Raw genomic sequence first — 17604 nt, 5'->3', positions numbered from 1 at the left:
TGAATAAGATTAAGCCCAACCTTGTTGACGATTACGTATGTAAGGCAGAAGAGAAGCCAATGCTAATACAGCCAATACTGCACCAATCCAGAGACCTGAACTTAAACCATAACCATTTGTAATCGCTAAACCACCAATATACGAGCCACCACCTAAACCAATGTTAATTACCGATGTGTGTACCGCATTAACCATAGGGCCTGGGTGTGCAACGCTGACAATTCTCGCCATCATTGCTGGATTCATTGGAACCCCGGATAAACCAATCAAGATGATTGCGATGATTGCCACCGTTTTATATTCGGCAAAGATTGCAAAAGCGAATAAAGATATACTTAATATGGTTAATCCAACGAGCATAATTTTAAGGCTGTGATTATGCGCTAAGCGACCAGTAATCGTATTACCTACGATGTTTGAAAAACCAAATGCCATCAAAATAAAGGGTACGACTTGCATGCTAAACCCAGTGATATCGACCAAAACAGGGACGAAGTAACTAAATGCCGCAAAACTTGCCCCTAGAATCAAGCAACTTGTTGCACAGGCTTTCCAGTAGGCCTTGTTTTTGAAGGCTTTGATCTCTTCCTCCATTTTGATTTGCTCACCGCCAGATACTTCAGGTAAAAGACGTTCAAGAGCGATGAGACAAATGAATACCAACACAGCGACTAAGCCAAAAGTGATACGCCAGCCCCACTGTTGATCGATCATGGTTGCAAGAGGCACGCCAAATACAGTGGAAATCATAAAGCCGCCAATAACGATAGCTGCTGCGCGAGGGCGGTTATGATTCGGAACCATCGCCATACTGATGGCGAGAGAAAGGCTTAGACAACCTGCACATAAAACACCTGTGACAAAACGTATTACTATTAAAATAGCATGGCTAGAGATAAAGGCACTTAAGCCTTGGATTACCACATACAGCGCTAAGAGGATCAGCAAGACTTTTCGATATTGAACTTTATATTTGAGGAAAAAGTAGGTAAGTACAGGTCCGCCTAACATGACTCCAAAAGCATAATATGAAATTAAATGTCCAACATCACCCACACTGATTCCAAAGGCATGGGATAAAGTGGCGGTCATGCCAGCGACCATCAATTCTGCTGTGCCAATTGAAAAAATAGCTAATCCTAATATATATACTGCTAACGGCATTTTTTTAACGCATTCCTAATTATTTAACGATCATTACAAAATTAAAGGGTTTTATTTCTTTTGCACTGGTGATTTAGTTACAAGTTGGCTAAGAGGCCATTAACCACATCTTCCAGAAAGCTTTTATCTGAAATATTTTTGTTCAGTACACGCAAACCGTAGTAACCGGCTAAAAAGCCTCGCGCCATTTCAAGGGCTGAAGCATTGGTACTGAATTCTCCATTTACTTGTCCTTCGACAAATACTGCGAGGAGAGAGTTCTCTAGGCGCTGTCGATATTCTAGATTCAGGCTTGAGACAACCTGATCTTTATCCCCCATTTCTAAAGCAGAGAATAAGACCATGGCTTCGTGCTGTTCCGATTGTGAAAGATCCTCGGAAATCCCCCAAAGTAAAAGGGATCGTAATCGATCTTTGAACAGTCCTGACTGTGTAAGAATGGACAATTGTGCTGCCATAGTTTGTTGATGGCTACGCAATAAAGCTTGTTCATATAAGGCTTGTTTACTACCAAAAGCATTATATAAACTTCCTCGCCCTAAACCGGTACTATCACATAAATTTTGCGCTGAAGTACCTGCATAACCGTTGGTACTAAATACTGCTACGGCTGCATCGATGATCTCTTTATCTTCAAACTGTCTAGGACGGCCTGGATTATTAGATTTTTCATCACTCATTCATGAGTCCGAGAGGGGGTAAGCGGAGAGTGCATAGTAGGTATTATGGAACGATCTGTCAAATATTGAATTAAGTATATTTTATAATCCTGAGTAGCATTCCACTACGCTACCAAAAATAAAAATATATTTAACAATAAATTGGATAAAAAAATAATTTTTGAATGTATGGAATCTATAAAAATATATTTAATAGGAAATTGGGTTGATTTTTAGGGTTATAAGTATGGAAAAGAATGACTTTGAAAAAGATTATGTTTCTGGGTAGAAAACTTCTAATTAAAAAAATAAGGTTATGAATAGGATTGAAGAACTAAATTGTCTACTACTTATTAATAAAGAATGGGATAAAGATCTGGAATTTCACTTTCGTGACATGCATAAATCCAGACTTTTTCAAAAATTTGCTCCATTTCTAAGTCAAATAGTTTAGTCTCAGTGCACGTTTCTCGAGCAATGGCGATACACGCCATCGTGAGGGCGAAAATCAATACAATTTTTAGTGAAGTCTTACTATTCAGTAATGCTGCGTAAGGTCATTCTTGTATCCTCTAGTTCATTAGGGTATTTCTCACATTGAAGCGAAATCTATCCTTTCCAACTATTCAAATTTTCAAGATCTTTATCCATTTTTCAGGATGATAATGTAGAATTCCTTATTTTTTTGTTGGGAGAAAATGAGCAAAGAATTAGAGTTATTAATGTTAGACTCTATTCAAGGTTTTCATTTGGATATTTTTATTACCAATTGATATTTCTTATAATGGTGCTGAGAAATAATTTTTAATTTATTTGTTTTAATTCGATAACAATTTTTTTCTTACCAAATAATCGGGCTAAAAAGCCCGATTTATATATTTCTCAAAGAAAATGTATTTGAACTTGAAATAATAATTTTTCCTAGCTTAAAATTTAAATGAGTATGTAGTAAAAAAACGATTTTCGGAGTAGTTATCACTTAGATCATTCTTATAATTCAAATTTAACCACTGAAAACCCAAACCTTTAAATCGTCCTTCATTCACACGATAATTCATGATGATATCAAATTCACTTTCATCAAATCCTTTTTGGCCATTTATCATATAGTTTTGGCCATCCACATAACGGAGTAAAATATTTAAACCAGGTAATGCCCAACTCGCATCGTGGTTGAAGGTAACGTGATATGAAAGTTCATTTGCCTTATTGAATGTACCTTGTGTCCAGTTAATATAGCTGAGGACAGGAACGGCGCCATCTAACATTGGAAAGTTACTATCACCTTCAATTTTTTGGATACCTAAACCCAAGGTATTTGGCCCATAACCAAATTCCTGAAGTATCCCAATATATTGGTTATCAATATCACCAAGCAGTTCATCACCTGCTTCTTCTGTATAATAATACCTAAATTTAGTATTCAATCTAAATTGGTCAAGACTATTTTTATAGTTTAGGCCGATAGAATATTGATTATACAAATCTTCTAATTTACTCACAAAGATTTGAGTCTGTAATTTACTATCAAAAGCTTTATGCTTTAAATCGATATAAGTTAAGCCATCAGATTCTTTTTTATTGACAGAAAGCTTTCTAAAATCCTCTTCATTTCTCGGTGAGTATTTATCTAAATAGCCAATATCCAGTTTTAACTGTTCATTCAATTGGCCCGAATATAATAGACCTTGATAAATTGTAATCAATTGTCGACTGTAATCTGTAGTCGCCAAAGGAGTATCAACCCACTGCTCCCCCCAGCTTATTTTATGCTGTTTATACTGTGCTCCAATCGAGCCTGCAACTTTACTGTAGCTGGATGCCTGCTCTTTGGTGACTGGGTCAAATGGCAAAATCATGTCATTTAAATGTTTATCGTCACTTAAACGCTTTGCGTATTGAACAGAACCTGTAAAATTTAAGGAGAGATCTTCGGTAAGTGCATGTTGACCATTTGCACGGGCAATAACCCCTTGACTCCAACTCCCTACTGAGGGTTTGGCAGCATCATCAAAATCCCGATCTGCGTATAAGTTTTTTAATGTGACATCAACATTAATCTCTTTTGCGAAGGTGCAATTCACCATTGCAGCCATCGCAGTAAGTAATGGCACAACTATTATATTTTTACTCATATCTAATCCATTAAATTATTTGATAATTTTTATCGTCCTAAAACCGACATGGCTAATGCCTAAATCGATTTGCTGAGAATGTCTTGCTGAAGCTCGATAACGCATACAGTAATTCGATGCGCAAAGGAAAGACCCGCCTTTGATGGTATAAAAATTAAAAGCGGGGTTATCCAGATGATTCTCAAGTTGATCCATTCCCATGTGATCATCATGCGTTCCCGTAAATGGGCTTTTGGTATATTCCCAAACATTTCCAATCATGTCGTAGAGGCCAAAACCATTTGCTGCAAAGCATCCCACTGGTGCAACATCCGGATAGCCATCTTTATTGTCATTGTGGTAAGGAAACTCACCTTGCCAAACATTGGCATCAATATGTTTTAAATCTGCACTGACATCTCGGTCATGGGTAAAGCCTTTTGCAGCATATTCCCATTGTTCTTCAGTCGGGAGCTCTCGACCTAACCAATCGGCGTATGCCATCGCATCTTTTAAAGTGATCATCCGTACAGGTTGATTATGCTTAATTTTATGACTACTATTCGGCCCCCAAGGCTGTTTCCAATTCGCTCCTTTCATCAATGACCACCAAGCTAACTCCTTGACTGGTTTTTGAGGTTCAGTAAATACTGCTGCTTCTCCTTGCTTTTCTGCTTCGGTCACATAGGTTGTAGCATCGACAAAACTTTGGAATTGAGCATTGGTCACTTCTGTTGCATCTATCCAAAAGTCTGCAACTTTCCGTTCACTTTTATAAACTGCTTTTTCCTCTGGGTAACTTTCATTGTTCCCAATATTGAATGTTCCACCATGAATTTTAACCATGCCAGCTTCAGATTGCTTTGACCAATTTTGTGGTAAACCTGAATATTGCTTACATTTATTACTATCCCCTAAGTTCATTACGGTTTTTTGCTGCTTAATTTCTGGCGTGGAGGGGATGTCACATGCACTTAAACCTATTGAGCTGAATAAGATAGTATAATGAATATATTTCATATTTTAATTCCTACATCCTTGAGAGAAGTATTTCCACATTATTTACCTTAGTTTATCTAGAAGATAGTTTTTTTGATAAGCAAAAGTGATCCTAACATGTTAATACTTCTAAGAATTAAACTATTCTTGCTTGCCTAAATTTTTCAAAAAATCTGGCTGAATACATTGATCATAAAAACAATTCATTTGACCGTATTTGTAGCGAACTGGAGCCTCCACAACCCCTACACGTTGAGAATACTCAGCCCAATCTTGAGCAAGTTCTTGGGTCTTAGTTGGATTTTTAGATGCTAAATTATTACGATAAGATGGATCTAATTTTCGATTGTAGAGTTCCCATTCGCCAGTTCCATAAGGGGGTACTTGAAATTGTACAGCCCAATCACCTTTATATAAGGCACGCCGGGTATTGAATTCCCAACCTAAAGCACGTTCTGGCAGCGCTTTTCCTTTAAAAAGAGGTAAGAAAGAACGTCCTTCCATTTTTAATAAATGTTGTCCATTGCGTGTATCTGGTCGCGTAGCGCCTGTAAGTTCTAAAATAGTAGGAACAAAATCCATGACATGAATGGTTTCGGAATTAATTTGACCTGCCTTTATTTGAGTTGGATAACGAATAATTGCAGGCACATGAATTCCGCCATTTGACAAAATACTTTTGAAATAAGGCAATGGAGTAGAGGCAACTTGTGCCCATTGTGGACCCAAAGTCACATATGAACCTTTTTTACCCATATTCTTAGGGCTATTGTCAAATGTAGCATCGACCCATTCACGGATACCATTTTTATCTTCAGTTGTGCCTAAAGATTCTGGAGTTGCTGATTCAGAACCATTGTCAGACATGAATAAAATCAGAGTATTGTCTAGTTCCCCTGTACGTTTTAAATAGTTAACCACACGACCAATGTTGTGATCCATATTATCAATCATGGCTGCATAGATTTGCATGGTTTTGGTTTGATCTTGTTTTTGGGCTTCAGTCAATTTATCCCAAGCGGGGAATACATCCATGAGAGGATTATTAACTTTCGTTCCCTTTGGCATAATACCTAATTGAATCATGCGCTCTAAACGGGCTTGGCGAATTTTTTCATAACCTTCTTTATAGTGACCTTCATATTTTTTAAGATATTGATCAGGTGCTTGTAAAGGCCAGTGTGGTGCAGTAAATGCAAGATAACCAAAGAAAGGCTGATCTTTTTTACGGTCATTTTCTAAGTAAGAAATCATCTTAGTAGTAAAGAAATCACTTGAATAAAAATCTTTAGGCAAGCTTGTTTCTTTACCATCTTCAAAGTAACGCGCTTTATAGTTACCTGGGAACATTTGGCTTGCATCCATATGCGCTGCACCGCCAGGCATTAAAGTAAATGAGCGGTCAAAACCTCTGGCTTTGGCATGGCTGTCATCAGTTGCACCCAAATGCCATTTACCTGTGACAAAAGAGGCATAGCCTTGGGGCTTTAATATTTCAGCCAAAGTGGTTACACGATTATTTAAACGGCCTTCATAACCTGGTTTGTCTTTTTGTTCAGGCTGTAAAAACTCTGCCATGCTGCCCAGACCAGCTTGATGGCTGTCATTTCCTGTTAATAACATAGAGCGTGTGACTGAGCAGGTTGGACCTGCATGAAAGTTACTGAGTACTGCACCTTCTTTGGCTAATTTGTTTAAATTTGGCGTAGATATTTCTCCACCAAATGGTTGTATGTCAGAAAATCCCAAGTCGTCTGCCACAATGACCAAAACATTTGGCTGTTTAGCAGGAGCAGCATGGGTAGATAAATTGCAGAGTAGCGTGGGTAAAAATAACGCAACTAGAGCTAGTTTTTGAGTAACCATAACGAATCCTTGATAGTGGTTAGTACTATTGTCCAGTGACCTATCTAATTATGCTGAGATATGTCTTGATTAGACGCTTGCGCGACGACGATCTACTTCAGTCGTAGGAGCAGTTTGGGCGTCTTTCACCAGTTCAATATTGAACTGAATATGTTTGAATGCTTTGTCTAAACCGCGACGAGCAATTTCGGCCTCATCGGTTACATCTTTAGCCTTTGTCACCAAACCTTCACGTGTTGCAAATGCAAAGTCATCCCAAAGATACTTGTCACCTTCAATATTGAATTGAGTAGTTAACTTGCGGTAGCCTGGTGCAGAAACAAAATAATGCACATGAGAAGGGCGGTTACCATGACGTCCCAGTTTGTCTAGCAAGAACTGAGTTGTTCCATCTGGCGGACAACCATAACCGACAGGCATGATGGTTTGAGCAACATATTGACCTTTAGCATCAGTAATTACAGAACGGCGCAGGTTGAAATCACTTTGAGATTTATCAAAGAATGAATAATTGCCTAAACTGTTGGCATGCCAGATTTCAACTTTAGCACCTTCAATGATATTGCCTTGAGTATCCTTTACAGTCCCTTCGATGAGCAACGTCGGGATTTTATCTGTTTCAGAACCATCATCCATACGGGTAAAGCCGACTGATTCTGGAGCACCTGCGACATAAAGTGGACCTTCGATCGTACGCGGTGTACCACTTGTAATACCTGCTTTGGCATCAGCTTCGTCTGCACGAAGATCAAGATAATGCTCAAGACCTAAGCCAGCAGCCAAGAGTCCGAGTTCGTTGGCTTGACCTGCATCAGTCAGATACTCAAGACCTTTCCATAATTCTGATTGAGAAATATCAAGCTCTTCAATTGCTTGGAACAGGTCACTCACTAAACGCACGACAATTTGCTGTACACGTGCATCGACAGGGCTGGTCGCTGTATCAACATTCATTTCTTTCACAAGAGCATCAATTTGTTGTCGGTTCATCATGATCATCCTTTGATTGATGAGAAATAGATCCGAATGATCTAGAACGGACATGAAACAGATCATTCGAAAAGTTAAGAACCCATAAAAGATGAGTTCACATTTGTTGACTTAACATCAGCTGAAAAATTTAGCTATTAAAAACTGCATAATGTTTATGCAGTTTTTAAGTCCTGCTTAAATATGTCTAAATAAAGCGGAACGTGCTTGATTAGAGGCGCCATCCGCTGCACTTAAGAAACGCTCAGTATGAATATCTTTTTCAAAGAGACGGCTTTGCATCAGTGTTGAAATAGCCGCATCAATCATGGGTGGCGGACCACATAAATAGGCTTTATGGCCACTGCATTTATTTTCAAAATAATCTGCCACGGCTTCATGCACAAAACCTGTAAATCCTGTCCAGTGATCTTCTGCTTTGGGTGCATTTAGTGCAGGAATATAGCGGAAATTTGGATAGTCTTTGACTAAGGTTTCAAATATTTCATGGTTATAGAGTTCAGAAACATCACGCGCGCCTTGGAAAAGATAGATGGTACGTGTATCACCTTGTTCCAAAAGGTCCAAAATCATGGATTGCGGACTGGATAGACCAGAACCGCCGGCAATAAAGATGGCATCTTTTTCATCTGATTTACGCACAAAAAACTGCCCATATGGCCCAGAAATTTGAAGTTCATCGCCGGCTTGAAGGGTTTCGTGCACATAGGTGGTGGCTGCACCGCCCTGTACTTGGCGAATATGCAATTCAATAATGCCTTCTTCACTTGGCGGATTGGCAATTGAAAATGCACGAGTTCCTTCAATATCAGGCAATTGAATATTGATGTATTGCCCAGCCTGAAATTCCATTGGACGGTCAATCTGTAAACGCACACCTTTAATGGTCGGCGATAGCTGTTTGATCTCTAAAACTTTGGCTTGGTAATCTTGTACTAAATAGCCGAGGAAATCTTCGTCCTCATCAACATCGGCTTCAATCACCATGTCAGATTCAGGTTTACAGCAGCAAGCAAGCACTTTATTTTCTTCACGTTCAATATCCATCAGCGCAAAGGGTGAGGCTTCACCGACATCATAAAAACCGTCAGTGACCTGAACTTTACAGGTGCCGCATGTGCCATGACCGCATGCAAAGGGCAGCCAAACCCCTTGACGTAAAGCGGCGTCTAAAATAGTTTGATCCTCTTCCACTTCAATGGTCATGCCGACAGGTTCAATCGTTACTTGATAACTCATGATAGTTCTCCCTTATACATGCGTGCCGTTGTAGCCATCTAAACCGGGTGTTACAAAGCGCAGGAGAGATTTATGATCAAAATTTAAATCAGCCAAAGTCTTAGAAAAGTCGATATCTGTTAGGCGTTCACGATTCAGGGTGAATTGCACTTTTGACCAATCGATATGTTCAAAATCAGGATGTTGATTGAAACCCGCTTGAATTTGCTGATCAATCAAGTCTTGTAAGCTTTGTTGTGGTGAGACCACAAAAGCATGTGCGGCACAAAAGAGCGTGTGATGATCCCATCCCACATAGAGCAACATGTTATCGCCATAATTTTTTTGTGCATCACGTGCATCAAATTCATAGTTTTTTTGAATAGCTTGTACTGGCATGAGAAAACTCCTAAATTCCTTGAGTGAAGCCATCTTGAAATTGTTATCTACAAGATGACTTCCGATCCTTTTTACTTATGCAACGTGACCTTTCCATTTTCTCCAACGTTCTTGGTCTGGAGAGCCTTCAATGTCCATGTTGTCTGCGCCGACGTTAAAGTTATAGTAATCACGTAAAATGCTTTCTAAATCAGGACCGCCACAGTTGCCTTGTAAAATTTGATTGACTGGCAACCACGCTTGAATATATTTTTCAGGCTCATTTTCAAAAATGTCATGACAGCCATCTGAACAAGTGTGGTAACGCTCGCCTTTATAAATACTGTCGCGGTAACTGAACATGGTTGGATCACCATCCATTTCAGTAAAGGTCATTGGAATCTGGCAGATTTGGCACAGTTGCGGTAAGCCATTGCTGTAGAAGCGTTTACCTTCTGCCTCCAATTTACGTGCTAGTTCCCATTTAGGACGGTAATATTTGTCGAAAGTGTCTGGATATTTCTCAGATAGCCAATCCATTTCTTCATCGGTTGGAATCCAGGTATGGAAACCAGCAGCATGGCCAAAGTTATAGAAAATCCACCAAGCTTGATGTGAGATATGTTCTTTTTCTTTCACAATCACGTCGGAATATTTCGGCATACGAATACCGTAACGGCTGAGGTCTTTAAACAATGCACCACCAGCTTCTTCAAAATAGGTTTCCCATGCTTCTTTCCATGACATCACTTTGTTTGGCAGCATGTAGTCCATCATCATGCCAACAATGGAAAGTAGGCGAGTACCACGCCAGAACCATTTATCAATCCATTCCTGAACAATCGGCACGTTATCTTCATGCTGTTCAAGTAAGAATTTGACGATTTCCAAACCTAAAGTCATATGACGTGCTTCATCAGACTGTGCGCTAAAACCAAAGGTCACGGTAGCCATATCACCGTTATAGGCCGCACCTGACATAAATGGCACGAACAATAAGTTGGTCAGAACGTATTCAAAAGAGAAACTAATGGCCAATAAGAATTCGAATGGTCCTGCTGAACGTGCATCTTCAAAGAATGATTTCGGGACAGAGAGATACCAAACGCGGTCATGCATATGCGCCCAGTCTTGGAAGCCATCAAAGAATTTGTTGTAATGACTCATGGCATGAATTTGCGTCTGTACATGACGCAGTTCATCAATCGATTGCATTTGCGAAGCAATACGTGCACCGATGCCGCTAAATTGGCGGCCTACATGCGCATAACCCTGATACGCTTGATATTCCAGTGGCGTTACGGCAGTTAAAAATAGTTTAATGGCATTTAAATATCGTTCATTACTGACATTCATCTGACCATTGTTTTGTGAAAATGCATCAAAAATGGCATACAGTTTTTTCTCTTTTTCCGACTGATATTTCCAATATGAATCCATGGTTAAACGGAATGGGTCTTCCCATTTTGACCAATCGGTGATTTTAATGCCTTCAAACTCTTCATATGGAAAAGCCTCTTTACGATCTGCATAGGAAAAATCCCAATCCAGATCACGGGTCAACATACGGTAGCGGTCTTTCGCATTGAGCTTTTTGGTTGCAGTTTTAGTCGTGTTTTTTGCTTGGCTATTCATCTTGATCATCCTTTTCAATCTGTTGAAGCGATTCGCTTCTTATATTTTTCCGTGTGGGATTAATTCCACTGCAACGTGAAGGTATCGTCATCTTCATCAACGTTGCCACCTAAGGTGATCATGTTGAGTTGCAGTTCTTGAATGTCCCAATCTTGTCCTAGTTTTTCAGACACCGTTTCTGCACGAACCACTAATTTTCCGAGGTTTTCCACACGAATCATGGCAGGAAGATATTGAATGGTGGCTTCTGGGTTATCCTGTTCAATTGCTTCAATGATGTAGCGTGAAGTATCGTTATCTTGTAGTGCCAAATAAACTTTAGAGCTCATGTCTGCGTATCCTTATGCAACTGATTTCAAGTCAGTAGTTAATCCTGCTTTTTTACTGCGCTCTGCAATGACGTTTATGCCATTGTCGATAGATGCCGTTTCAAGAGCAGTATTTGACCAAGCGCTAAATGCTTCTGTCACTTCTGGTAAAAGAGCATCAATCCACCCTTGAATTAAGGCTTTATTTTCTTCAGATTCAGTGGCGGCAGTTTTTAAAACCGGATCTGACCATTTGCGCAAATCGGTTAAACAGTCCTTCATAAATTCAGTCAGCATTGCTACATCGCGTGCGCCGTGCTCAACCAGCCATTGATCAAGTTCGCCGTAAACCAGCTCTTGCATTAAGCTGTCGATGAGCAGATTTTGCAGGACATACAGCTTGAACCAATCTTGTTCCGTTAAGCTTTGCTCACATAGCTTGCGTAGCGGTTGCCACATTGCATCATTCATCCAAGCGGCTTTGGCTTGCTGTAATGAGTCGCCTGTATTGCCGTCAATGAGTAAGCCAATACGGGAGATATATTGCGCCATGCCTAACCGGTCCATGGCCGCAAAAATACAGGCTTGGGTAATGACCGTGCCATAGCCATAAGCACTGCCTGACATCATGTGCAGGTTGGCGGTTTGCTCCACATAACGAAAAGGCAATAAGCAAGTGATTATTTTTTGCTTAACTTCAGGGTTTAAATTTTCAACCAAATGACGTTTTTCAAAAAATGAGTAATTGCTTTCGGCAGTATCTTGCAGACGTGCACGATGTTGTACATAAGTACCATAGTAAAATTGACGTGGATCTTTAAATACATACCAGTCTTGCATTTGCAACGCTGTATGCATGTGATCATTTAAAGTTTTGTCAGCTTTCCACAATGGACGGTAATGAAAGTTAGCTGCACCTTGTATATCAAAACTGACTTCCTGATAGCGAGTTGCAGGCTTATTGCCAAAACGGCGTTCAATGTAGGCATAGGTCTGACGTATAGGTTCGAGGCTGGATGTTTTAATTTCTAAAGTCATCACGATTTCCTTATGGGCTTAAGATTGATCTTCTTGATCTAAATTTTCACGGACTTGGCTTAGAATTGTAGGTTCAACGCCATAGCGCCATTTATCTTCCTGGGCATCATTCCAAGCTTGCTGAGCTTCGGTCATTTCGATCACATGATTAATTTCACAGAAATGCTGAAATGCTTGCTGAGGGAGAATCAATTCGACAAAAAGTGTTGGATCATGAATAGCGAAATCAAATTCAACAAATTTGGCATTTCGATCACCTGTGACACGAATGTATTTGGTGAATTGTTCCTGCTGTATGGCTTGAGTCATGAAGATTATCCTTTTCTTTCTGCACTGAACTTATTTCAGTGATGCAACCTTGCATAGATTGATAGAGATATATCAAAACTCGTGCCAACTTTTATTAATCATTTTTAATCAGTTACTTATATTTTTTTATCCATTTTTTAGTGTGTTTGAGCGGTAAAAATCCATGAAATGATGAATATATAGATGTCTGATTTAATCAAATCGTGAATGGTGAGCTCGGACACTTGAAAATACTTTGTGCTGCTTAAATTAGTTCTATGAATTAAAATTATTTATATCTATATGATTTTATAGTTTTAATTTAAAAATACCTTAAGGGTATAAAGTTATAATAATAAGGTAGTAAAGCTTTTTAGTCGGAATTGAGTAAGATAGGGGATCGACCTATAGCCAAGGATGGATATTCAGTCATGTCTCAAGCCAAAAATGCAAAGTTTTATACTCAAATTTTGGAAAAGAACAAAGATATTCAAGATTTATTGGATAAAATTCAGTTTGACAGTCAGCATGGAAAAATTTGGTTTGAAGAAAACCGGATGCTGCTCATTCATACTAGTATCATGGGCTTTTTAAGAAAAGATTTGTATAACATGCTGGGCTGGGAACGGACCAAGCGTTTTTTTATTCGGCTGGGGTATCAGGCTGGAGTACGGGATGCAGAAGTTACCTCTAAATTACGACCGAATTTAAATGAGGCTGAAGCCTTTATGGCTGGGCCACAAATGCATGGTATACGCGGTATGGTGCAAGTTGAAGTGAATGAGCTTCAATTAAGTCATGATGAGCATCAATTTTATGCAGATTTTAATTGGCGCAATTCTTTTGAAGCGGAAGTTCATTTAAGTGAGTTCGGGGCTTCGGAAGAATCAGTTTGCTGGATGCTATTGGGCTATGCTTGCGGTTATACCAGCTTTGTTATGGGACAAACCATTATTTATCAGGAAACCCATTGTGTAGCAAAAGGTGATGATTGCTGTCGTATTATCGGAAAGCCTTTAAAAGAATGGGAAAATGCCGATGAACTTATTCAATTTATGTCACCTGATCCTGTTTCAGATGAATTAATTGCCTTGCAAGCAGAGCTGAATGAGTTAAAGAAAAATATCTATACAGATGTAGAAGCCGATTACACCATGTTCAATTCTATTGGTGAATCGGTGGCTTATCGTAAAGTCTGTGACCTGTTGAAAAAGGCAGCGGGCAGTAAGGTTACTGTATTACTGCAAGGTGAAACAGGGGTGGGCAAGGAAGCTTTTGCCAGAGGGATTCATGAAGGTAGTTCTCGTAAAGGGCAACCCTTTGTTGCTGTAAACTGTGCCTGTATTCCGCCAGACCTAATTGAAGCCGAACTTTTTGGTGTCGAAAAAGGGGCATTTACAGGGGCAACGCAAACTCGAAGTGGAAAGTTTGAACGTGCCGATCAAGGAACTATTTTCTTAGATGAAGTGATTGAGCTTTCGCCACGTGCGCAAGCTACCTTGCTGCGAATGCTACAAGAAGGAGAATATGAAAGAGTTGGAGATCATCAAACCAGAAAAGCGGATGTACGTTTGGTTGCAGCTACCAATGAGGATTTGGAACAGGCTGTGAAAGAGGGAAGATTTCGTGCTGATTTATATTATCGCCTGAATATTTTCCCTGTAATTATTCCGCCGCTACGTGAGCGCCGTGATGATATCCCTTTATTGATTACACACTTCTTATCGCGTTTTGAAAATATGTATGGAAAGACGTTAAAAGGTTTAAGTGACAAAACTAAAAATTTTGTCATGACTTATGAATGGCCGGGTAATATTCGGGAACTTGAAAACTTATTAGAGCGGGCGACCTTACTGACGGATCATCAGCAGGAAATTAAACTCCATCATTTGTTTCCGCAAATTAAGCAAGATATTGAACCTAGGTCTGAACAAGTGGACTTAGATGCAGTGATACAAGAGGGTTTTTGTCTGGAAGATCATGAGAAAAAACTAATTTTTATCGCAATGCAAAAAACAAATAATAATGTTTCTGAAGCAGCCCGTGTATTAGGGATCAGCCGAGCGGCTTTAGATTACCGTTTAAAAAAGCAAGCTATTAATATAAGTAAAAAGTAAATTTCAATTAAGCACAGATTGACTGTGATGATTGGTTTTTTAAAAGACAAACTTTTAAGACAGCTTGATACGGCTTATTTAAAGACAGTATTCTATTTGCCGAATCTAGGTAGTAAGTGTCGCCATGGGCTGCCTGTTTAAGGAATCTATAATAGAGTTTTAGGAAATAATCTATTATCTTTACAATTAAGACCGCGATTTATAATTTTATCTAAGTAGTGAGGTTCTATTTTGCCTATTAGACATCGGGTAAGTATGGCTCTATGCATCTTGCGATTATAAACGTTGGATAATAATTTACTTAATTTTCAACAAAACTTGGGTTTTTAAGAGTAATTATTCACACCTCTTATTTTTTAAGTTATTGAAAATTATATTTAATTTATATGAGGCATATTGTTACCATCTCCATCTTTTCAAGAAAATTAATTAAACCGCTTCATTTTTAGATTCTGGGGTATAGCGTTGTCCACTCATAAGGTTCTCTCCTATGCAAAAAGAATATACGATATTTGTCTAGGAGAGTGGTTGCTATTCAACTCTAAATAGAGGGGGGTATCTTCTTTAAAATAACGAAATTCTAGCATGATATAAGAACAAACTTGCAAATCGATAAATTATAACCCCCTGTAATTTGAACAAAATATTTTTTTGAGATTTAATCCACTAAATCTAATTTGAAGACAAAAGGAGTACAAGATTTTTCAATATTAAAAAGGTTTTTAAAAAAACAAAGGCTTATTTTTTAAATTCTCGTGACGCTTTTGAAATATCTTTCTGAATGCTAACGATCAGTCCTACAGGATCACCCTGCTGAAATCCAAGATGGTATTGATAATTGCCTAGCAAGCTTTTAACTAATGCCAATCCTAAACCATGGCCATGCTGCTGAGCCGATTTTCGCCAGAAGCGCTGTCCTAAATGTTGGATATCCTGTGCTGTAAGTTGTTGTCCATCATCTTCAATCACAAGGCAACCAGACTGCATGGAAATCCAGATATGGGCAGCCTTTGCATGCAGCAGTGCATTTTCAAGCAGATTTTTCAGTACGGTATACAGCACAAATTCAGGTAGCTGAATTTCACCCAGGCTGTTCCAGTTCACCTGTATTTTTTCATTCATTTCTGGATAGCGTGTACTTAAGTCTGCAAGGACCTTCTCAAGTGTGGGGCGAAGCCAGATGGTCTCAGTCATTTCCTGGATACTGTTTTCCGATTGGGTCAGCAATAAAAGCTGCTCGAGTAACAGCGTATAACGCCGGATACTCTCATTGGCCTGCTGCAAATTGTGCTGAATGGATTCAGGCAGATTCTGCTGCTGACTAATCAGCTGGGCCAGTTGTACATGAGTTTTAATTGCGGTCAGGGGACTGCGTAATTCATGTGCAGCATAGGCACTAAAGGCTTTCTCCTGTTGCAGACTGTCATTAATTTTCTGAATCAACTGCGTGGAATTGCTGACAAAAGGCTGTACTTCCTGGGGAATGCTTGCAGGCTTGAGCTGCATTAAAAAATCTGCCGCCTCTGAATAGTTAAGGTTTTTCTGGTTCAGGTATTGACTGAGCTGATCCAAAGACCGGAACTGTCTGCGGATAATAAAGATGATCAAGGCAATACAGATCAGCAGTGAGAAGACTAAGGGAACCAGTACGGACTGCAGAATCTGCTGTAGTAACCGGGCCTTCATGAATAGCAAACAAATGGTCGCTGTCGATGAAGTGATGGCCAGTATTCGCACACGCATGAAGAACATTCAATCTAATTTGAATCAGGGATAGCGCCGTGAATGCAGATGATCAGGAAAGGCTCGATGCATTTAGGCGTGACCTATATCGAGATATAGCCAATCGCAAACGGTTGTTTGAGGCCGAGACTGGCTTAGCGATTAAAGATATTGATCTATGGTTTGTGGATATATCTACCTTGGATCGTCCTGGTGATTATCTTCTTAATGAAATCATAGTGACTGTGAGTGATCCAGATGAATGTATTGAAGCTAGTCAATAAAATAGGTTTAGAGAAAATTAAAGATATCGTTGCCAATGCTCACGATGAAGCTGTTTATTACGTTGATGAGTGGACTGATAGCTTTGGTGGTATCCATGGTTACTGCACAGATAAGTTCTTTGTTGGGCACAATGATCCGCACACTCATTACCGATTGAGCAACCTTAAAGAGTTCATTAAGCAACAAGAGCAAACGTCATGACATGTGCATCATGCCAACAGCGCCGTGAATGGATGAAGAAACAATATGAACGATCAAAAGAAAGAATGCGGTTGTGTATCGAACGGCTTACTAATCCAGTTGATCGAACAGAACAACCAGTTAATAAAACAAAACAATCAACTGATTCAGATCAACTATGAACAGAACGCGCAGATCAATGAGTTATTGATTCAGTTAGATGATGCTGATGAAGATAAACCTAAGTCACAGGATTTGGATGGGTGATAGATGAATGCAATTATCAAAGAGTTGAGTCCTGATAGTGCGGCTGTTGTATTTTTCCTTAATGAAGGATTGTTCGCCAATATACATGCGCGCGAATCCATTGCAAAGCAAATGAGGATCATAAGTAAGCAGTTGGAAAAGATATGTATTGCCCTGCCTGCAGGATCAGACATGGAAGAACTCTCGGATGATCAGCTTAAAGCTGTTGGGCTGATGCGAATTAAATCAGTTGAAACTACTGAGACTGTAGAAGGTAATCAAGATGAGTCGACCATGCCGTGAGTTTGGTTGTCGTAACAGAGCCTGTAAATTATTTTGTGTAAGTTCCATTTTTTATAAATGACCTTTTAATCGATCATCAAAGTGAATCGTAAAC

General features: G+C 39.3%; 17 protein-coding genes and 2 pseudogenes. 5 read left to right on the top strand and 14 right to left on the bottom strand.

Annotated elements, in window-relative coordinates:
* Window positions 1-9 precede the first annotated feature (9 nt).
* The 13 genes and pseudogenes from ACP69Y_RS08840 to ACP69Y_RS08780 all read right to left on the bottom strand — a co-directional run bounded on the left by ACP69Y_RS08840 (window position 10) and on the right by ACP69Y_RS08780 (window position 12678).
* On the bottom strand, window positions 10-1164 hold the full coding sequence (locus ACP69Y_RS08840) for an MFS transporter (RefSeq protein WP_425917971.1): 1155 nt from the start codon (window positions 1162-1164) through the stop codon (window positions 10-12).
* A gap of 77 nt (window positions 1165-1241) precedes the next feature.
* The gene (locus tag ACP69Y_RS08835) at window positions 1242-1844 is read right to left on the bottom strand and encodes a TetR/AcrR family transcriptional regulator (RefSeq protein WP_425917969.1); all 603 of its coding nucleotides are present in this window, start codon (window positions 1842-1844) and stop codon (window positions 1242-1244) included.
* A gap of 338 nt (window positions 1845-2182) precedes the next feature.
* Window positions 2183-2336, bottom strand: a pseudogene (locus ACP69Y_RS08830) (anthranilate 1,2-dioxygenase large subunit); the annotation flags it as partial.
* Between the two features lie 413 nt (window positions 2337-2749).
* On the bottom strand, window positions 2750-3958 hold the full coding sequence (locus ACP69Y_RS08825; protein WP_425917967.1) for an OprD family outer membrane porin: 1209 nt from the start codon (window positions 3956-3958) through the stop codon (window positions 2750-2752).
* A gap of 15 nt (window positions 3959-3973) precedes the next feature.
* Window positions 3974-4957, bottom strand: coding sequence for a formylglycine-generating enzyme family protein (locus ACP69Y_RS08820; RefSeq protein WP_425917965.1), 984 nt, complete (start codon window positions 4955-4957; stop codon window positions 3974-3976).
* 120 nt (window positions 4958-5077) lie between these two features.
* A complete protein-coding gene (locus ACP69Y_RS08815) occupies window positions 5078-6802 on the bottom strand; it encodes an arylsulfatase (RefSeq protein WP_425917963.1) in 1725 nt (574 codons plus the stop codon).
* Window positions 6803-6871: 69 nt separating this feature from the next.
* Window positions 6872-7792, bottom strand: coding sequence for a catechol 1,2-dioxygenase (gene catA, locus ACP69Y_RS08810; protein ID WP_425918187.1), 921 nt, complete (start codon window positions 7790-7792; stop codon window positions 6872-6874).
* A gap of 177 nt (window positions 7793-7969) precedes the next feature.
* Entirely contained in the window at window positions 7970-9031 is a 1062-nt protein-coding gene (locus ACP69Y_RS08805; protein WP_425917961.1) for an NADH:ubiquinone reductase (Na(+)-transporting) subunit F, read from the bottom strand.
* 12 nt (window positions 9032-9043) lie between these two features.
* A complete protein-coding gene (locus tag ACP69Y_RS08800) occupies window positions 9044-9409 on the bottom strand; it encodes a phenol hydroxylase subunit P4 (RefSeq protein WP_131276994.1) in 366 nt (121 codons plus the stop codon).
* A 75-nt stretch (window positions 9410-9484) separates the two neighbouring features.
* On the bottom strand, window positions 9485-11023 hold the full coding sequence (locus ACP69Y_RS08795) for an aromatic/alkene/methane monooxygenase hydroxylase/oxygenase subunit alpha (RefSeq protein ID WP_425917959.1): 1539 nt from the start codon (window positions 11021-11023) through the stop codon (window positions 9485-9487).
* A 59-nt stretch (window positions 11024-11082) separates the two neighbouring features.
* Window positions 11083-11352: an MmoB/DmpM family protein gene (locus ACP69Y_RS08790; RefSeq protein WP_086185130.1), complete on the bottom strand. Its 270-nt coding sequence runs from the start codon at window positions 11350-11352 to the stop codon at window positions 11083-11085.
* A 12-nt stretch (window positions 11353-11364) separates the two neighbouring features.
* Window positions 11365-12369, bottom strand: a complete 1005-nt coding sequence (locus tag ACP69Y_RS08785; RefSeq protein ID WP_425917957.1) for an aromatic/alkene monooxygenase hydroxylase subunit beta — start codon at window positions 12367-12369, stop codon at window positions 11365-11367.
* Window positions 12370-12387: 18 nt separating this feature from the next.
* Window positions 12388-12678: a phenol hydroxylase subunit gene (locus ACP69Y_RS08780; RefSeq protein WP_425917955.1), complete on the bottom strand. Its 291-nt coding sequence runs from the start codon at window positions 12676-12678 to the stop codon at window positions 12388-12390.
* A gap of 410 nt (window positions 12679-13088) precedes the next feature.
* Between ACP69Y_RS08780 and mobR the strand changes: the two genes are divergently transcribed.
* A complete protein-coding gene (gene mobR, locus ACP69Y_RS08775) occupies window positions 13089-14774 on the top strand; it encodes a phenol degradation transcriptional regulator MobR (protein ID WP_425917953.1) in 1686 nt (561 codons plus the stop codon).
* 738 nt (window positions 14775-15512) lie between these two features.
* Here mobR and ACP69Y_RS08770 read toward each other — a convergent pair.
* A pseudogene (locus tag ACP69Y_RS08770) lies at window positions 15513-16454 on the bottom strand (ATP-binding protein); the annotation flags it as partial.
* Window positions 16455-16555: 101 nt separating this feature from the next.
* On the opposite strand from ACP69Y_RS08770, the gene ACP69Y_RS08765 reads away from it, so the two are divergent.
* The 4 genes from ACP69Y_RS08765 to ACP69Y_RS08750 are packed head-to-tail and all read left to right on the top strand — an operon-like array spanning window position 16556 to window position 17510.
* Complete coding sequence (locus ACP69Y_RS08765) at window positions 16556-16780, top strand: hypothetical protein (RefSeq protein WP_425917952.1); 225 nt, start codon at window positions 16556-16558, stop codon at window positions 16778-16780.
* The gene (locus ACP69Y_RS08760; RefSeq protein ID WP_425917950.1) at window positions 16755-16982 is read left to right on the top strand and encodes a hypothetical protein; all 228 of its coding nucleotides are present in this window, start codon (window positions 16755-16757) and stop codon (window positions 16980-16982) included. The genes ACP69Y_RS08765 and ACP69Y_RS08760 overlap by 26 nt, the downstream gene beginning before the upstream one ends.
* A gap of 45 nt (window positions 16983-17027) precedes the next feature.
* Window positions 17028-17228, top strand: a complete 201-nt coding sequence (locus tag ACP69Y_RS08755; protein WP_425917948.1) for a hypothetical protein — start codon at window positions 17028-17030, stop codon at window positions 17226-17228.
* Window positions 17229-17231: 3 nt separating this feature from the next.
* The gene (locus tag ACP69Y_RS08750; protein WP_425917947.1) at window positions 17232-17510 is read left to right on the top strand and encodes a hypothetical protein; all 279 of its coding nucleotides are present in this window, start codon (window positions 17232-17234) and stop codon (window positions 17508-17510) included.
* Window positions 17511-17604: the final 94 nt, after the last annotated feature.

The sequence above is a fragment of the Acinetobacter sp. TSRC1-2 genome (genome assembly GCF_049895885.1).
Lineage (GTDB): Bacteria > Pseudomonadota > Gammaproteobacteria > Pseudomonadales > Moraxellaceae > Acinetobacter.
Note: the sequence above shows the minus strand (reverse complement) of the source record. Positions and strands in the feature narration are given on the sequence as shown.

Coding starts and splice junctions, on each gene's coding strand:
- ACP69Y_RS08750 (WP_425917947.1), top strand. CDS start 17,232: ATGAATGCAATTATCAAAGAGTTGAGTCCTGATAGTGCGGCTGTTGTA.
- mobR (WP_425917953.1), top strand. CDS start 13,089: ATGTCTCAAGCCAAAAATGCAAAGTTTTATACTCAAATTTTGGAAAAG.
- ACP69Y_RS08780 (WP_425917955.1), bottom strand. CDS start 12,678: ATGACTCAAGCCATACAGCAGGAACAATTCACCAAATACATTCGTGTC.
- ACP69Y_RS08835 (WP_425917969.1), bottom strand. CDS start 1,844: ATGAGTGATGAAAAATCTAATAATCCAGGCCGTCCTAGACAGTTTGAA.
- ACP69Y_RS08755 (WP_425917948.1), top strand. CDS start 17,028: ATGAACGATCAAAAGAAAGAATGCGGTTGTGTATCGAACGGCTTACTA.
- catA (WP_425918187.1), bottom strand. CDS start 7,792: ATGAACCGACAACAAATTGATGCTCTTGTGAAAGAAATGAATGTTGAT.
- ACP69Y_RS08785 (WP_425917957.1), bottom strand. CDS start 12,369: ATGACTTTAGAAATTAAAACATCCAGCCTCGAACCTATACGTCAGACC.
- ACP69Y_RS08820 (WP_425917965.1), bottom strand. CDS start 4,957: ATGAAATATATTCATTATACTATCTTATTCAGCTCAATAGGTTTAAGT.
- ACP69Y_RS08805 (WP_425917961.1), bottom strand. CDS start 9,031: ATGAGTTATCAAGTAACGATTGAACCTGTCGGCATGACCATTGAAGTG.
- ACP69Y_RS08790 (WP_086185130.1), bottom strand. CDS start 11,352: ATGAGCTCTAAAGTTTATTTGGCACTACAAGATAACGATACTTCACGC.
- ACP69Y_RS08825 (WP_425917967.1), bottom strand. CDS start 3,958: ATGAGTAAAAATATAATAGTTGTGCCATTACTTACTGCGATGGCTGCA.
- ACP69Y_RS08760 (WP_425917950.1), top strand. CDS start 16,755: ATGAATGTATTGAAGCTAGTCAATAAAATAGGTTTAGAGAAAATTAAA.
- ACP69Y_RS08815 (WP_425917963.1), bottom strand. CDS start 6,802: ATGGTTACTCAAAAACTAGCTCTAGTTGCGTTATTTTTACCCACGCTA.
- ACP69Y_RS08795 (WP_425917959.1), bottom strand. CDS start 11,023: ATGAATAGCCAAGCAAAAAACACGACTAAAACTGCAACCAAAAAGCTC.
- ACP69Y_RS08800 (WP_131276994.1), bottom strand. CDS start 9,409: ATGCCAGTACAAGCTATTCAAAAAAACTATGAATTTGATGCACGTGAT.
- ACP69Y_RS08840 (WP_425917971.1), bottom strand. CDS start 1,164: ATGCCGTTAGCAGTATATATATTAGGATTAGCTATTTTTTCAATTGGC.